Origin of the sequence: Pseudomonas sp. S44, assembly GCF_016624805.1 — a bacterium.
Classification (GTDB): Bacteria; Pseudomonadota; Gammaproteobacteria; order Pseudomonadales; family Pseudomonadaceae; genus Aquipseudomonas; species Aquipseudomonas machongensis.
Window position 1 is genome coordinate 69,222 of sequence record NZ_JACVTY010000003.1, and the last position, 15,351, is coordinate 84,572.

Genomic DNA, 15,351 nt, shown 5'->3' on the forward strand with positions numbered 1-15,351 from the left:
TCGAGATGAGCGAATACTCCCTTTTCACTTCCGAGTCCGTGTCCGAAGGGCATCCGGACAAGATCGCCGACCAGATTTCCGACGCGGTCCTGGACGCCATCATCGCCCAGGACAAATACGCCCGCGTAGCCTGTGAAACCCTGGTCAAGACCGGTGTCGCCATCATCGCCGGCGAAGTCACCACCTCGGCCTGGGTCGATCTGGAAGACCTGGTGCGCAAGGTCATCATCGACATCGGCTACAACAGCTCCGACGTCGGCTTCGATGGCGCCACCTGCGCCGTGATGAACATCATCGGCAAGCAGTCGGTGGACATCGCCCAGGGCGTCGACCGCTCCAAGCCGGAAGACCAGGGCGCAGGCGACCAGGGCCTGATGTTCGGCTACGCCAGCAACGAAACCGAAGTGCTGATGCCTGCGCCGATCTGCTTCTCGCACCGTCTGGTCGAGCGTCAGGCCGAAGCGCGCAAGTCCAAGCTGCTGCCGTGGCTGCGCCCGGACGCCAAGTCCCAGGTCACCTGCCGCTACGAGAACGGCAAGGTGGTCGGCATCGACGCGGTGGTCCTGTCGACCCAGCACAACCCTGAAGTGTCGCAGAAAGACCTGCAGGAAGCGGTGATGGAGCTCATCGTCAAGCACACCCTGCCGGCCGAACTGCTGCACAAGGGCACCCAGTACCACATCAACCCGACCGGCAACTTCATCATCGGCGGCCCGGTGGGCGACTGCGGCCTGACCGGCCGCAAGATCATCGTCGACTCCTACGGCGGCATGGCCCGTCACGGTGGTGGCGCGTTCTCCGGCAAGGACCCGTCCAAGGTCGACCGCTCCGCCGCCTACGCCGGTCGCTACGTGGCCAAGAACATCGTCGCTGCAGGCCTGGCCGAACGTTGCGAGATCCAGGTCTCCTACGCTATCGGCGTAGCCCAGCCGACCTCCATCTCGATCAACACCTTCGGTACCGGCAAGGTGTCCGACGACAAGATCATCCAGCTGGTGCGCGAGTGCTTCGACCTGCGCCCCTACGCGATCACCACGATGCTCGACCTGCTGCACCCGATGTACCAGGAGACCGCTGCCTACGGTCACTTCGGCCGTGAGCCGCAGCAGAAGACAGTGGGTGACGACACCTTCACCACCTTCACCTGGGAGCGCACCGACCGCGCCGCCGCCCTGCGCGACGCCGCCGGCCTGTAAACACCCGGCCTGACAAAAGCCCCTGGAGAGTGATCGACAGGGGCTTTTTCGTTTCCAGAAATTACTGCAAGTCCGTGTAATGCACTGATTACGTAGGCACTTTCCTCATCTTGCCAGCGATCAGTCCATTGCGGTTTCCAAATGGGCAAAATCAGGGCAGGATTTCCCTTTTTGCCGCCCTGCCCTGAAAAGAGGCTCTAGTTCATGAAATCAGTTTCCACGCTCGTTCTGCTGGCTGCCGTCGGCCTGGCCGCCGGTCCCCTGCAGGCCGCCCAGCCCGAGCCCGGCCTGACCGGCTGCGCCGCCAAGCGCAGCGCCATCGAAAACCAGTTGAGCGAAGCCCGCGCGCACAACAACAGTGCCCAGGTCGCAGGCCTGGAAAAAGCCCTGAGCGAAGTCACGGCCAACTGCACCGATAGCAGCCTGCGCAAGGAGCGCGAGCAGAAGGTGCTCGACGCCCGGCATGAGGTGAACCAGCGCACCAAGGACCTGGACAAGGCCATGAAGAAGGGCGACTCGGAGAAGATCAACAAGCGCAAGGAAAAGCTCGCCGACGCCAAGAAGGAACTTCAGGAAGCGGTCGACGAACTGGAGCGCTGAGGCCAACGGCAAACGCGGTCGCTCTCACACAGGGCACCGCAGATCATCAATGATTGCGAAACTCGGTATGACAGGCCTTGCACGCAGCCTCGACGCGGTCCATCGGTACCTTCAGCCCAGCAGCATCCAATGGCTGGCTGCGGGTCACACCGACCAGCTCGCCGGTAACGCTCTCGAGCTGGCGGGCCAGGTCATGAAAACGCGCCTGGCGCTCCCAGACCTCAGGCCGGGCGCTGCTATCTCCCCCGTCACGAGCCTGCGGGAAGTGCTGCCAGGGTTCGTGGGCCAGGGTATCGAGCTTTACCGCCCCTTCGGCGAACCTCGCCCCATCGAACGGCAAGCGGCCGCGCAACATGCCGCCCAGGTCTTCACTGGTCTTGAGCATGTCCTTGAAGATTGCCTTGCGCTGGCCCAATGGCGAGTTCGGATCGATACGCTCGCAAGCGGTCAGGGTCAGGGTGGCGAGCAGCACTACGGTCAATCGCTTGAACATCACGGTCTCTTCGGCCTGCATGAACGGGCCGCCAGTATCGCCGCCCGTCGGGCAAAGACCAATAGCCACACAAAAGACAAGGGCGAATGTTCATCTCCGCCCGTAACAGGACCCCGCTTATGAAATCTGCTTTGCGCCCTCTCGCCTGGGTGCTCCCGGCCTTGGCCCTGCTGGCCGGCTGCAACGGCGGCGAGGGCACCAAGCCCGAGCCCCACGCCATCGCCACCTATACCGGTGCCACCTGGCAAGATTTGCCGAGCGTCACTGACAGCGACCTGGTCGCTGGCTTCCAGGCCTGGCGCAACGGCTGCGAGAAACTCAAGCGCGACCCGGTCTGGGCTGCGACGTGTAGCGCGGCGGCTGCGGTACCGGGCGATCCGGCCCAGATACGTGCCTTCCTGCAACAGAACCTGCAGGTCTACGGCCTGCGCTCCGCCGAGAACAACGCCAACGGCCTGATCACCGGTTACTACGAACCGGTCTACCCAGGCAGCCTGACGCGCACGGCACAAGCCCAGGTCCCCGTCTATGGCCCTCCTGACGACATGATCGTGGTCGACCTGGCCAGCGTATACCCGGAACTCAAGGGCAAACGCCTTCGCGGTCGTATCGAAGGTCGTGTGCTCAAGCCCTACGACACCGCCGAAGTGATCAACCGCCAGGGTGTGAAGGCGCCGGTGCTGGCCTGGCTGACCGACCCGATGGACCTGCAATTCCTGCAGATCCAGGGCTCCGGTCGCGTGCAACTGGAGAGCGGCCGCCAATTGCGCCTGGGCTACGCCGACCAGAACGGCCACCCTTACCGACCGATCGGCCGCTGGCTGGTGGACCAGGGCCAGTTGAAGAAAGAAGACGTGACCATGGGCAGCATCCACGCCTGGGCCCAGGCCAACCCACAACGGGTGCCGGAGCTGCTGGCGAGCAACCCGAGCTATGTGTTCTTTGCCGCAGGCCCCGACAGCGACGAAGGCCCGCGCGGCTCGCTCAACGTGCCATTGACCGCTGGCTACAGCGTGGCCATCGACCGCAAGGTGATTCCGCTGGGCAGCCTGCTGTGGCTGTCCACCACCCGACCGGACGGCTCGCCGGTGGTGCGCCCGGTAGGTGCGCAGGACACCGGCGGCGCGATCACCGGCGAGGTGCGCGCCGACCTGTTCTGGGGGACCGGCCCCGAGGCCGGCGAGCTGGCAGGGAACATGAAGCAGCAGGGGCAGATCTGGATGCTGTGGCCCAAGGGGGCTGCTCTGCCTGAAGTGCCGAAGGTGCCGTGATCGGTGGTTAAGCTATCGCGGGGCAAGCCCGCGATGGCTTCATGCCGATACGACGAACAACGACACGATCAACGCCAATCCGGCGAACCATACCAGCGAGCGCAACGCCGCCCAGTCCGCCAGGTAGCAGATGATGTACAGCAGGCGGCTGGTGATATACAGCACCGCCAGCACATCCTGGGTTACCTGTTCGGCATTGCCGACGATATCCGCCACCAGCACCGCTGCGGCAAAGGCTGGAAACGCCTCGTAGCCGTTCTGCTGCGCCGCATGGGCGCGCCGAGGCAGGCCCGAGAGCGTGTCGAGAAAGGCTCGCGGATCATGGTTGTCGCTCAAGCCAAAACGGCCACTGGCGACTTTGGCAATCAATGCGCACAAAGGCGGCAGGACCAGGGCGATCAGGATGCACCACAGGGCAACGGTCATGGACAGGCTCCTCGTTCAGAAAGGTCAGAGCTTCATCACCAGCATGCCTGCCAGGACCAGCCCGCAAGCTAGGAGTCTCGGGCCGCCAAAAGGTTCTTTGAGATAGCGCATGCCCAACAACACCACCAGGATCACACTGACCTCCCGCAGCGCCGCCGCCTCCGCCACCGACCCCAGATGCATGGCCCACAACACCAGGGCGTAACTCAGCAATACACACAGCCCGACCGCCAATCCAAGTCGCCATTGGCTGCGCCAGAACAGCACGAAGGGTTCACGTCGGGCCACGCCCGCCAGCACCGGGAACGGCAAGGCACTCAGCAGAGTGAGCCAGACCAGGTAGTCCCACGGTTTACCCCACAGGCGCACCGCCTGGCCGTCGAACCAGGTGTAGCAGCCGATGCACAGGCCGATCAGCGCCACCACCGGCAGCATCGACCAGGGCAGACGATCACCGCCACCGCCCTGCCAGAGCAGACAAGCCATGCCGCAGGGGATCAGCAGGATGCCAATGATCTGCTGGCCGCTCAGCGACTCACCGGCGAAAGCCAGGGTCAGCCCCAGCACCACCAGCGGCGACAATCCACGCATCAGAGGATAGACCAGACCCAGGTCACCGACCCGGTAGGCCTTGATCAGCAGGACACGATAGATCTGCTCGGCCAGCGCCGAGGCCAGCAGCCACGGCCAGATCGCGGCCGGAGGGGGCTCGACGAACGCCACCGCGAGCACCGCGAAGACCAGCGCCACCGCGTCCATACTGGCGATCACCAGCAGGCGCTCCGCGCTGAACTTGATAAGGGTGTTCCAGGTGGCATGCAGCAGGGCGGCGATCAGGACGAGGGAAGTTGCCAGCACGCGGAAGGTTCCTTGAACAAGACTCGCGTCACTATATACGCGATCCGGGCAGCGCCTGTAGGCGCGGCTTCAGCCGTGAATTGAGGAACGATCCTGATAATTCCGGTCATAAGGTGTGTCCCGAGTGCTCCGTCAGGCCATCAAAGAACTGCCCGAGCTGTTCGGGTTACGACTTGGAAGCCATTGTCACAGGATTCAGGATGCTTGAATTAGTTGCCGCGTTCATCTGCCTCACCACCCTCCTCACCTATGTGAACTACCGTTTCATCGGCCTGCCGCCCGCCATCGGCGTGATGGTCACCGCCCTGCTGTTCTCACTGATCCTGCAAGGCCTGAGCCTGATCGGCTTTCCCGGCCTGGAGGAGCGCGTCGAAGGCTTGATGAACCAGATCGACTTCAATGACCTGCTGATGCACTGGATGCTGTCGTTCCTGCTGTTCGCGGGCGCGTTGCACGTCAACCTCGGCGACCTGCGCAGCTACCGCTGGCCAATCGGCCTGCTCGCCACCATCGGCGTTCTGATCGCCACCGTGGTAATCGGCTATCTCGCCCACTGGGTGTTCGCGATGTTCGGCTGGGACGTACCGCTGATCTACTGCCTGCTCTTCGGCGCGCTGATCTCGCCGACCGACCCCATCGCGGTGCTCGGTGCACTGCGTACCGCCAACGCCTCCAAACCGCTGAAGACCACCATCGTTGGTGAGTCGCTGTTCAACGACGGTACCGCGGTGGTGGTGTTCACCGTGCTGCTGGGCATCATCCAGCTCGGCGAGACGCCAAGCGTTTCCGACACCGCCATCCTGTTCGCCCGCGAAGCCGTAGGCGGCGTGGTGTTCGGTGGGCTGATCGGCTACGCCACCTACCGCATGATCAAGAGCATCGAGCAGTATCAGGTCGAGGTGATGCTGACCTTGGCGCTGGTGATCGGCGGCTCGGCCATGTGCTACGAACTGCACGTGTCGGCGCCGATCGCCATGGTGGTAGCCGGCCTGATCATCGGCAACCTGGGGCGTAACCTGGCGATGAACGACATGACCCGTCGCTACATGGATGGTTTCTGGGAGCTGATCGACGACATGCTCAACGCCCTGCTCTTCGCCCTGATCGGCCTGGAGCTGTTGCTGCTGCCGTTCAACTGGCTGCACCTGGCAGCGGGTGGCGTGCTGGCGGTCGCGGTGCTGGCATCGCGCCTGTTGACCGTGGCGCCAGCCATCGTCTTGCTGCGGCGCTGGCGCGAAGTGCCACGTGGCACGGTGCGGGTACTGACCTGGGGAGGCTTGCGCGGGGGTGTATCGGTGGCCCTGGCGCTGTCGCTGCCGGTGGGTGACGAACGCGACCTGCTGCTGTCGATCACCTACATCGTGGTGCTGTCGTCGATCCTGGTGCAGGGGCTGACAATCGGCAAGGTGGTGCGCCGGGTAAGCGCCCAGCCGTGATTACGATGGCGCGCACTTCGCGGACAAGCTCGCGAAGTGCGCCGCACGGTTTCCAGCTCTACTCCACCGCCGAATCCGGGAACTGATCCTGGATGTACTTGATCTCGGTGCGCCCGTGCGGTGCCGGCAGGCCATCCTCGCCCAGATTGACGAAGACCATCTTGTCGACGGTGAGGATGCTCTTGCGGGTGATCTTGTTGCGCACTTCGCACTGCAGGGTGATCGAGGTGCGACCGAACTCGGTGGCGGTGATACCCAGCTCGATGATCTCGCCCTGGCGCGAGGCGCTGACGAAGTTGATCTCGGAAATATACTTGGTCACCACCCGCTGGTTGCCCAACTGGACGATGGCGTAGATCGCCGCTTCCTCGTCGATCCAGCGCAACAGGCTGCCACCGAACAGGGTGCCGTTGGGATTGAGGTCTTCGGGTTTTACCCATTTGCGCGTGTGGAAATTCATTACAACTCCTGACGTGCCTGACTGACGTGGGGTAATGATGGCAGACCCGCCGGTCAGCCTCCATTGAACATCGACTATCGTCGCGATAAATCGACAGAAAGTCTTGGGTGTGTCACACGGGCGCGGCTATAATCTCGCCGTTTTCCAATGGCCACCCGCTGCGGTGGTCATCCCGCCACCTGTCCGAGGGGCGCTGCAGCAGGTTCACCTGTCAGGCTCGGATGGGGCGTTGTCCGCTGCTGCGGACGCTCAACGCACAACGGCGCCCATTCGCACACTACGAATGGAGGCTCTTCATGAGCGCTGTAAACACGCCCGCTGGTTTTTCCGACTTCAAGGTCGCCGACATCTCCCTGGCCGACTGGGGCCGCAAGGAAGTCATCATCGCCGAATCGGAAATGCCCGCACTGATGGGCCTGCGCCGCAAGTATCAAGCCGAGCAACCGCTCAAGGGCGCGAAGATCATCGGCTGCATCCACATGACCATCCAGACCGCCGTGCTGATCGAGACCCTCATCGCCCTGGGCGCCGAAGTGCGCTGGTCGTCCTGCAACATCTTCTCCACCCAGGACCAGGCTGCTGCCGCCATCGCCGCTGCCGGTATCCCGGTGTTCGCCTGGAAAGGCGAAACCGAGCAGGAGTACGAGTGGTGCATCGAGCAGACCATCCTGAAAGATGGCCAGCCCTGGGACGCCAACATGGTTCTGGACGACGGCGGTGACCTGACCGAAATCCTGCACAAGAAATACCCGGCCATGCTGGACAAGATCCACGGCGTGACCGAAGAGACCACCACTGGCGTGCACCGCCTGCTGGACATGCTGGCCAAAGGCGAGCTGAAAGTCCCGGCGATCAACGTCAACGACTCGGTCACCAAGAGCAAGAACGACAACAAGTACGGCTGCCGTCACAGCCTGAACGACGCCATCAAGCGCGGCACCGACCACCTGCTGTCGGGCAAGCAGGCCCTGGTGATCGGCTACGGCGACGTGGGCAAGGGCTCGGCCCAGTCCCTGCGTCAGGAAGGCATGATCGTCAAGGTCACCGAAGTCGACCCGATCTGCGCCATGCAGGCCTGCATGGACGGCTTCGAAGTGGTCTCGCCGTTCAAGGACGGTATCAACACCGGTACCGAAGCTGGCATCAACAAGGACCTGCTGGGCCGCATCGACCTGATCGTCACCACCACCGGTAACGTCAACGTCTGCGACGCCAACATGCTCAAGGCCCTGAAAAAGCGCGCAGTGGTCTGCAACATCGGTCACTTCGACAACGAGATCGACACCGCCTTCATGCGCAAGAACTGGGCATGGGAAGAGGTCAAGCCACAGGTGCACAAGATCCACCGCACCGGCGCCGGCACCTTCGATCCGCAGAATGACGACTACCTGATCCTGCTGGCCGAAGGTCGTCTGGTGAACCTGGGCAACGCCACCGGCCACCCGAGCCGCATCATGGACGGCTCGTTCGCCAACCAGGTACTGGCGCAGATCTTCCTGTTCGAGCAGAAGTTCGCCGAGCTGCCAGCTGCGAAGAAGGCCGAGCGCCTGACCGTCGAAGTGCTGCCCAAGAAGCTCGACGAAGAAGTGGCCCTGGAAATGGTCCGCGGCTTCGGCGGTGTAGTCACCCAGCTGACCCCACAGCAGGCCGAGTACATCGGCGTGACTGTCGAAGGCCCGTTCAAGCCCGACGCGTACCGCTACTAAGCGGCGAGCGGCGCGCACTGCGCGCCGCAGCAGCGCAAGGATCTGAACGACGCCCAAGCCAGATCGGCCATCACCGATCTGGCTTTTATTTGCAGCTTGGCGCTTGAAGCACGCTGCCAGAGGAACGACCGATGTCCCAGGAACGCCGCTACAGTTTCGAGTTCTTCCCGACCAAGACCGATGCCGGTCACGAAAAACTCATGGCCGTTGCCCGTCAACTGGCCACCTATAACCCCGACTTCTTCTCCTGCACCTACGGCGCCGGCGGCTCGACTCGCGACCGCACGCTGAACACCGTGCTGCAACTGGAAAACGAAGTGAAGGTCCCGGCAGCCCCGCACCTGTCGTGCGTCGGCGACAGCAAGGACGACCTGCGCGCCCTGATCGCCGAATACAAGGCGGCCGGAATCAAGCGCATCGTCGCCCTGCGCGGTGACCTGCCATCCGGCATGGGCATGGCCAGTGGCGAATTGCGCCATGCCAGCGACCTGGTCGAGTTCATCCGCCAGGAAACCGGTGACCACTTCCACCTGGAAGTTGCCGCCTACCCCGAAATGCACCCGCAGGCGCACAACTTCGAGGACGACCTGGCCAACTTCGTGCACAAGGTCAAGGCCGGTGCCGACAGCGCCATCACCCAGTACTTCTTCAACGCCGACAGCTACTTCTACTTCGTCGAGCGCGTACAGAAGCTGGGCGTGGATATTCCGGTAGTGCCCGGCATCATGCCGATCACCAACTACAGCAAGCTGGCGCGCTTCTCCGACGCCTGTGGTGCCGAGATTCCGCGCTGGATCCGCAAGCAGTTGGAAGCCTACGGCGACGATGCCGCCAGCATCCAGGCATTCGGTGAAGAAGTGATCAGCAAGATGTGCGAAGAGCTGCTGCAAGGTGGCGCACCGGGCCTGCACTTCTACACGCTGAACCAGGCCGAGCCGAGCCTGGCGATCTGGAACAATCTCAAGCTGCCACGCTGAAACCTTTTGGTAACAACAGCTTAAGAAATGATTAAGGCTCCGAACGTAGATTGGAGCCTTGATCATTCAAGCTGATGCCAGGTTTCCCTCGATACAGCCCTGCAACCGCGACACCCCGCAACTCGGCACGCGCCACCAAGAATCGAACGGCACCTGATCGACGCACAACACGCCTGAGCACTGCGCCGCTGGCCATCGTGCAGCGCGCCTGTACTGCCCAGCATGCGCGCAACGCAAACTCCGCCGAACATTTTCTCGACGCCGTTGAGCAGCAGGATCGCAGCACATCGCGATAGCTCTGTTATACTCGGGCCTTCCCGCCCGGCTCACGCCCGGACGCTCGGCCTCGCAAAAGGCATCTCGACCAGCAGCGACGCACCCTCAAGTGCCCGCCCGCCGCCTCCAGGATGCGCAGTGTAAGCCCAGCTGGACCGGACGCGATCGCATCCCACCGATGCCCGTCGCGCCAGGCAGAACATCCCACAGGGCCCAGCCCAAACGAGAACAGGATTGCCCATGTCCTTTGCTTCCCTCGGTCTCTCCGAGGCACTTGTCCGCGCTATCGAGGCTGCGGGCTACACCCAGCCTACCCCGGTGCAACAGCGGGCCATTCCCGCCGTGTTGCAAGGCCGCGACCTGATGGTCGCCGCGCAGACTGGCACTGGTAAAACCGGTGGCTTCGCCCTGCCGATCCTCGAGCGCCTGTTCCCAGGTGGCCACCCCGACAAATCGCAGCGTCACGGCCCGCGCCAACCGCGCGTCCTGGTCCTGACCCCGACCCGCGAACTGGCCGCACAGGTCCACGACAGCTTCAAGATCTATGCCCGCGACCTGAACTTCATCAGCGCCTGCATCTTCGGCGGCGTCGGCATGAACCCACAGATCCAGGCGATGGCCAAGGGTGTCGACGTTCTGGTCGCCTGCCCGGGCCGTCTGCTCGACCTGGCCGGCCAAGGCAGCGTCGACCTGTCCAAGGTGGAAATTCTCGTTCTGGACGAAGCCGACCGCATGCTCGACATGGGCTTCATCCATGACGTGAAGAAAGTCCTCGCACGCCTGCCGGCCAAGCGCCAGAACCTGCTGTTCTCGGCGACCTTCTCCAAGGACATCACCGACCTCGCCGACAAGTTGCTGCACAACCCCGAGCGCATCGAGGTCACGCCGCCCAATACCACCGTCGAGCGTATCGAGCAGCGCGTCTACCGCCTGCCTGCCAGCCACAAGCGCGCGCTGCTGGCCCACCTGATCACCCTCGGCGCCTGGGAACAGGTGCTGGTCTTCACCCGTACCAAGCACGGCGCCAACCGCCTTGCCGAGTACCTCGAAAAGCACGGTCTGACCGCTGCCGCGATCCACGGCAACAAGAGCCAGAATGCGCGCACCAAGGCTCTGGCCGACTTCAAGGCCAACAGCGTGCGAGTGCTGGTCGCCACTGACATCGCCGCCCGTGGCCTGGATATCGACCAGTTGCCGCACGTGGTCAACTTCGAACTGCCCAACGTCGAGGAAGACTACGTTCACCGCATCGGTCGTACTGGCCGTGCTGGCCGCTCCGGTGAAGCCATTTCGCTGGTGGCACCTGACGAAGAGAAACTGCTCAAGAGCATCGAGCGGGTGACCAAGCAGAGGATCCCGGATGGCGACCTGATGGGCTTCGATGCCTCGCAGGTCGAGGCCGAGAAACCCGAGGTGCGCGAACGCCAGCAGAACAACGGCCGCGGCGGGCGCAACCAGCAGCAACGTGCCGAAGGCAGCAAGGAAGGCAGCGGCGGACGCAAGGACAAGGGCAAGGACAAAGGCAAGACCAAGCAACAGGCCGCCGACAAGCCTGCCGACAAGGGCACTGCAGGCGACAAGCCGCAGCAGAAGAAGCAGGAGCCACGCAAGCAGCGCGACAACAGGAAGCCGCGTCAGCAGCAGGCCGGCCAGGCCCAAGGCAATGCCCCCAAAGTACCCGCCGATCGCGACCCGGAAGAGTTCCTGGACGACGATATCGACAACTTCGGCAACCGCGCCGACTACGTCAGCCCTTACCAGAACGGCAAGAACCAGGGCCGCAACCGTCGCCCGGGCGGCAACGGCGGCCAGGCCCAAGGCCAGGGGCAGCGTTCGGGTTCGGGCCAGCCTCGCAACAACAACGGTAGCGGCGGCCAGCGCCAGGGCGGCCAGGGTTCTGGCGAGAAGCGCCCCCGCAACAACAATGGTGGTGGTGCACGCCGCGATGGCAACCCGGGCCGTGCGCGCCGGGACGACAGCAACCGCCAGGAACCTGCCGTGCGCAATCCGCGCGAGTCGCAGAGCACGCCTGTGATCATCCGCAAGGAATCCAAGCTCGACCGCTACCCGACGCCCGAGCAACTGGATGACCTGCCGAGCCGCCCACGTGGCGAGCGTCCGGCGCTGTTGACCCGCAAGGGCTGACAGAAACGACAAGGGGCCGCATAGCGGCCCCTTGTCGTTTCAGATGACGCGAATCACTTCTGCTTCACGCCTTCCAGGCTGATGTCCAGATCCAGGGTCTGGGAAGTCGGGCCTGGGCCCTTGATGCCAAAGTCGTTCAGGTTCAGCGTGGTCTTGGCGTTGAAGCCAGCGCGCTCGCCACCCCACGGGTCCTTGCCCTCGCCATTGAACACGGCCTTGAAGGTGACCGGCTTGGTCACGCCATGCAGGGTCAGGTCGCCGGTCACGTCGGCAGTCTTGTCACCGGTGGACTTGACGGCGGTGGAGACGAACTTGGCTTCCGGATACTTCTTCACATCCAGGAAGTCGGCGCTGGCGATGTGCTTGTCACGCTCGGCATGGTTGGACCACAGGCTGGCAGTCTTCAGGTCGACGCTGATCTTGCTGGCTTCAGGCTTGGCGCTGTCCCAGGAGAACGAACCGTCGAAATCCTTGAATGTGCCGTGGATGAAGCTGTAGCCCAGGTGGCTGATCTTCCAGTCGACGAAAGCATGCTGGCCTTCCTTGTCGATCTTGTAGTCAGCGGCCATGGCCTGACCAGCGCCAATCAGAGCGGTACCGAGCGCCAGGGCGGCAAAAGTCTTTTTCAACATCCTTACTTCCTTCCTTTGCAATTGAGGTTGAGAGTCAAGCTTTGCGGCCCAGCATACGAGCCAGGGTCGCGTCACGGTCAATGAAATGGTGTTTCAAGGCTGCCAGGGCATGCAGGATGGCGAAAATCACCAGCCCCCAGGCCAGATACAGGTGAATCACACCGGCAGTGTCCGCCTGATCGGGCAGGTTGCTGACCAGTGCCGGTATTTCGAACAGGCCGAAGACCGGAATGCCGACACCGTCGGCAGTGGAGATCAGGTAGCCGGCGGCCATGACCGCGAACAACCCCAGATACAGCGCCAGGTGCCCCAGCTTGGCGGCCATGCGGGTGAGTGACCCGTGGCTGGCCGGAGCCGGTGGAGGTGGGCTGATCAAACGCCAGAGTACCCGCAGCAGCATGACAGCCAGCAATACCAGGCCAATGCTCTTGTGCAGGTCAGGCCCGGCTTTGCGCCAAGGATCGTAGTAGTCGAGACCGACCATCCACAGGCCCAGCCCGAACAACCCGAATACGACAAGAGCTACGCCCCAGTGCAGGAAGATGCTGACCGCACCATAGCGAGAAGCAGAATTGCGCAGTTGCATGTTGGCGTATTCCCCGTGAAAGCTGTGCACAAGATAACGCGATAAGTATCGAAATAAAGCGGAAAAGTCCGCTTCTTATAATCGAAAAAATCGATAGCTTATTTTGAATTCATCTAATTAAGAAAACATTAACAGTAGGCGAACGCGGGGGACTTGCCAGGGCAGGCAACAGCGCGGGCACATCGCGGCAATGCCACGAGTGCCCGCAATGACCAATCAGTTGGCCTTGGCCTGAGTGTCGGTCGAGGGTTTCTTCTTGACGGGCTCGGCTTTTGCGGCGGCCTTCTTCACCGGCTCCGTCTTGCTGGCCTGCTTGGCCGGCGGCTTGTGCGCTGGTGCGTGCTTGGCAGGTGCAGCCTTGGTCGGTGCAGCCTTGGCGGGTTGAGCCTTGACCGGTTCTTCCTTGGCCACAGGCGCAATGGCCGGCGCCGCTGGTGCGGCTGCAGGTGCAGGAGCTGGCGGTGCGGGTGTCGGCTCGGCGGCCTTGGTCACCGGCTCGGTCTTGGCCACCGGTTTGTCGTCGCCACCGAACAGACGGGAGAAGAAGCCAGGCTTGTTGTCCTTGGCGGCTGCCGCGCCGACTGCCGCAGCGCCCGCAGCGGCAGCGACCGGCGCCGCCTTGACCACTGGATCGAAGGATTTGCCAGCGGCCAGGTCCTCGACCTGGCCCGCGGCACGCTGGCCACTGCGCAGCGCGCCTTCCAGGGTGCCCGGGTAAAGTGCATCGGTGTGTTCGCCAGCAAAGGCGACACGTTGCACCGGGCGCTCCCACAGACGCCAGTACTTGCTGATCTGCCCCGGCCCGTAGGCCAGGTAGGCGCCGCCGGTGCCGGCGTCGGTGCTGTAGCGCTTGACCTCGTAACCGGTAAAGGCGCCACGAGCCTGAGGGTAGAAGGCATGCAGGCGAATCAGCACCTGGTCGACCATCTGCTTGTCACCGAAGGCCTGCAGCAGGCGGGCGTTGTCGCCGGACAGGTTGATCACCACATTGGCACCGCCCTTGAGCGCCGGTTCGATCCACAGCATGCCCAGGCCTGCGTTGCTGAAGATCTCGCCCGACATACGCGAGCGGCTCTCCCAGACCGGGTTCTTGAACTTGAGCAGCAACTGGTCGCGCCAGCCGTAGTTGGTGCCTTTGAGTGCCGCCAGATGCTGGTTGTCCAGTCCCGGCGTCATCTGGATCTTGGCCAGCGCGCGCAGCGGCACGGCAAGGACCAGATAGTCAGCCTGGTAGCCCACGGCCCCCACCTTGACGGTGACGCCGTCCTTGTCCTGGACGATGGCGGTGACCGGCGAACTGGTCTTGATGGTCTTGAGTTGCTTGACGAAGGCCTGTGCCAGCACCGGACTGCCGCCAGGCAGGCGTGCCGCACGCAGGTCTCGGTCGCCAACCCCACGATAGACCCGGCTCTGCTGGGCGAAATAGAGCAACGACAGGCGCGAGGGCTCGTCATAGCGGGTACGGATCTGCTGGTTGATCAACTGACGGGCGGTCGCTGGCAGTTGCAGCTTGTCCAGCCAGGTGGAGACGTTGATCTGATCGAGGGCGAACAACGTGCTGTTGGCAGCCGGGTTCAGCGGGTCATCGATCGAACGGGCCAGGTCATCGAGGGTCTTCTCGTAGCGCTTGATCGCCTCGGCGGTCGCGGGCTGCTTGGTGGCGAGGTCGGTCGCGCTGAAGTACTCACCGTCGATCAGGTAGCCTGGGGTACGCACGAACTCGGGCGCAGGCAAGGTTTCCAGCTTGAAGCGGTCCAGGTATTGATTGAGTACCGGTTGCGCCTTGTTGTTGCCGATCCACTCGCTGGTCGCCAGCCCCGAACGGCCACCCATGCCGCCCTTGGCTTCGAGCAGGGTCACCTGCCAGCCCTTGGACTGCAGCTCGTAGGCTGCCGTCAGGCCGGCCAGGCCACCACCGACGACAATGGCCGTGGGGGTCTTGTCCTTCGCCAGCGCACCAGCGCTGGATGCACCAATCAATACCAACGCGCACAGGCGCACCCAAGCAGCAGCCATGTCGGCGAACTCCGGATCAGAAGCGAAATGTAAATGGGGAGGATCTCCCCAGGAGAGATGCGCTAAGAATACGTCAGGTCCCAGGAGCCTGCCAGCACAGCGCTATCAAGTGCTTCGAATGGTTCGGTTTTCTATGTTGAGCCTTTCGTAGCGGTTCGGCGTCCCGACAAGCCCGCTCCCACACAAGCCTGCACAAAATCCAAGGTTGTTCCTGGGGGTGCCTTTGCTTAGGCTTACGCCGTCCTACTTGCCACCCCAGCCAGGAGATCCGCC

Annotated in this window: 14 protein-coding genes and 1 riboswitch; of the genes, 7 read left to right on the top strand and 7 right to left on the bottom strand. The window is 63.1% G+C overall.

Annotated features, from left to right (window positions below; translation table 11 throughout):
* Positions 1-5 precede the first annotated feature (5 nt).
* Positions 6-1,196 carry a methionine adenosyltransferase gene (gene metK / locus IAE40_RS04455; protein ID WP_054894817.1) on the top strand — a complete coding sequence of 397 codons (1,191 nt, stop codon included), beginning with the start codon at positions 6-8 and terminating at the stop codon, positions 1,194-1,196.
* Positions 1,197-1,400: 204 nt separating this feature from the next.
* Positions 1,401-1,796: a DUF1090 domain-containing protein gene (locus IAE40_RS04460; RefSeq protein ID WP_054894818.1), complete on the top strand. Its 396-nt coding sequence runs from the start codon at positions 1,401-1,403 to the stop codon at positions 1,794-1,796.
* A 46-nt stretch (positions 1,797-1,842) separates the two neighbouring features.
* On the opposite strand, the gene IAE40_RS04465 is transcribed toward IAE40_RS04460, so the two are convergent.
* A complete protein-coding gene (locus IAE40_RS04465) occupies positions 1,843-2,289 on the bottom strand; it encodes a c-type cytochrome (protein ID WP_200602778.1) in 447 nt (148 codons plus the stop codon).
* A gap of 119 nt (positions 2,290-2,408) precedes the next feature.
* Between IAE40_RS04465 and mltA the strand changes: the two genes are divergently transcribed.
* A complete protein-coding gene (gene mltA / locus IAE40_RS04470; RefSeq protein ID WP_197892014.1) occupies positions 2,409-3,560 on the top strand; it encodes a murein transglycosylase A in 1,152 nt (383 codons plus the stop codon).
* Between the two features lie 39 nt (positions 3,561-3,599).
* On the opposite strand, the gene IAE40_RS04475 is transcribed toward mltA, so the two are convergent.
* Both IAE40_RS04475 and IAE40_RS04480 read right to left on the bottom strand, forming a co-directional pair.
* The gene (locus IAE40_RS04475) at positions 3,600-3,986 is read right to left on the bottom strand and encodes an MAPEG family protein (protein WP_065863850.1); all 387 of its coding nucleotides are present in this window, start codon (positions 3,984-3,986) and stop codon (positions 3,600-3,602) included.
* 24 nt (positions 3,987-4,010) lie between these two features.
* Entirely contained in the window at positions 4,011-4,844 is an 834-nt protein-coding gene (locus tag IAE40_RS04480) for an EamA family transporter (protein ID WP_200602742.1), read from the bottom strand.
* Positions 4,845-5,044: 200 nt separating this feature from the next.
* Here IAE40_RS04480 and IAE40_RS04485 point away from each other — a divergent pair, with 200 nt between their 5' ends.
* Entirely contained in the window at positions 5,045-6,280 is a 1,236-nt protein-coding gene (locus IAE40_RS04485) for a cation:proton antiporter (protein ID WP_065863852.1), read from the top strand.
* Between the two features lie 58 nt (positions 6,281-6,338).
* On the opposite strand, the gene IAE40_RS04490 is transcribed toward IAE40_RS04485, so the two are convergent.
* The gene (locus tag IAE40_RS04490; protein ID WP_054894823.1) at positions 6,339-6,740 is read right to left on the bottom strand and encodes an acyl-CoA thioesterase; all 402 of its coding nucleotides are present in this window, start codon (positions 6,738-6,740) and stop codon (positions 6,339-6,341) included.
* Positions 6,741-6,919: 179 nt separating this feature from the next.
* Positions 6,920-7,015: riboswitch (S-adenosyl-L-homocysteine riboswitch) on the top strand.
* A 21-nt stretch (positions 7,016-7,036) separates the two neighbouring features.
* Here IAE40_RS04490 and ahcY point away from each other — a divergent pair.
* The 3 genes from ahcY to IAE40_RS04505 all read left to right on the top strand — a co-directional run bounded on the left by ahcY (position 7,037) and on the right by IAE40_RS04505 (position 11,844).
* Positions 7,037-8,446: an adenosylhomocysteinase gene (gene ahcY / locus IAE40_RS04495; protein WP_065863853.1), complete on the top strand. Its 1,410-nt coding sequence runs from the start codon at positions 7,037-7,039 to the stop codon at positions 8,444-8,446.
* Positions 8,447-8,577: 131 nt separating this feature from the next.
* Positions 8,578-9,423, top strand: a complete 846-nt coding sequence (gene metF, locus IAE40_RS04500; protein ID WP_065863854.1) for a methylenetetrahydrofolate reductase [NAD(P)H] — start codon at positions 8,578-8,580, stop codon at positions 9,421-9,423.
* Positions 9,424-9,939: 516 nt separating this feature from the next.
* Entirely contained in the window at positions 9,940-11,844 is a 1,905-nt protein-coding gene (locus IAE40_RS04505; RefSeq protein ID WP_178117563.1) for a DEAD/DEAH box helicase, read from the top strand.
* Between the two features lie 53 nt (positions 11,845-11,897).
* Here IAE40_RS04505 and IAE40_RS04510 read toward each other — a convergent pair whose 3' ends face one another.
* The 3 genes from IAE40_RS04510 to IAE40_RS04520 form a co-directional block, all read right to left on the bottom strand.
* Positions 11,898-12,476, bottom strand: coding sequence for a YceI family protein (locus tag IAE40_RS04510; RefSeq protein WP_197892016.1), 579 nt, complete (start codon positions 12,474-12,476; stop codon positions 11,898-11,900).
* 34 nt (positions 12,477-12,510) lie between these two features.
* The gene (locus IAE40_RS04515) at positions 12,511-13,062 is read right to left on the bottom strand and encodes a cytochrome b (protein ID WP_200602743.1); all 552 of its coding nucleotides are present in this window, start codon (positions 13,060-13,062) and stop codon (positions 12,511-12,513) included.
* Positions 13,063-13,278: 216 nt separating this feature from the next.
* On the bottom strand, positions 13,279-15,078 hold the full coding sequence (locus IAE40_RS04520) for a flavin monoamine oxidase family protein (protein ID WP_200602744.1): 1,800 nt from the start codon (positions 15,076-15,078) through the stop codon (positions 13,279-13,281).
* Positions 15,079-15,351: the final 273 nt, after the last annotated feature.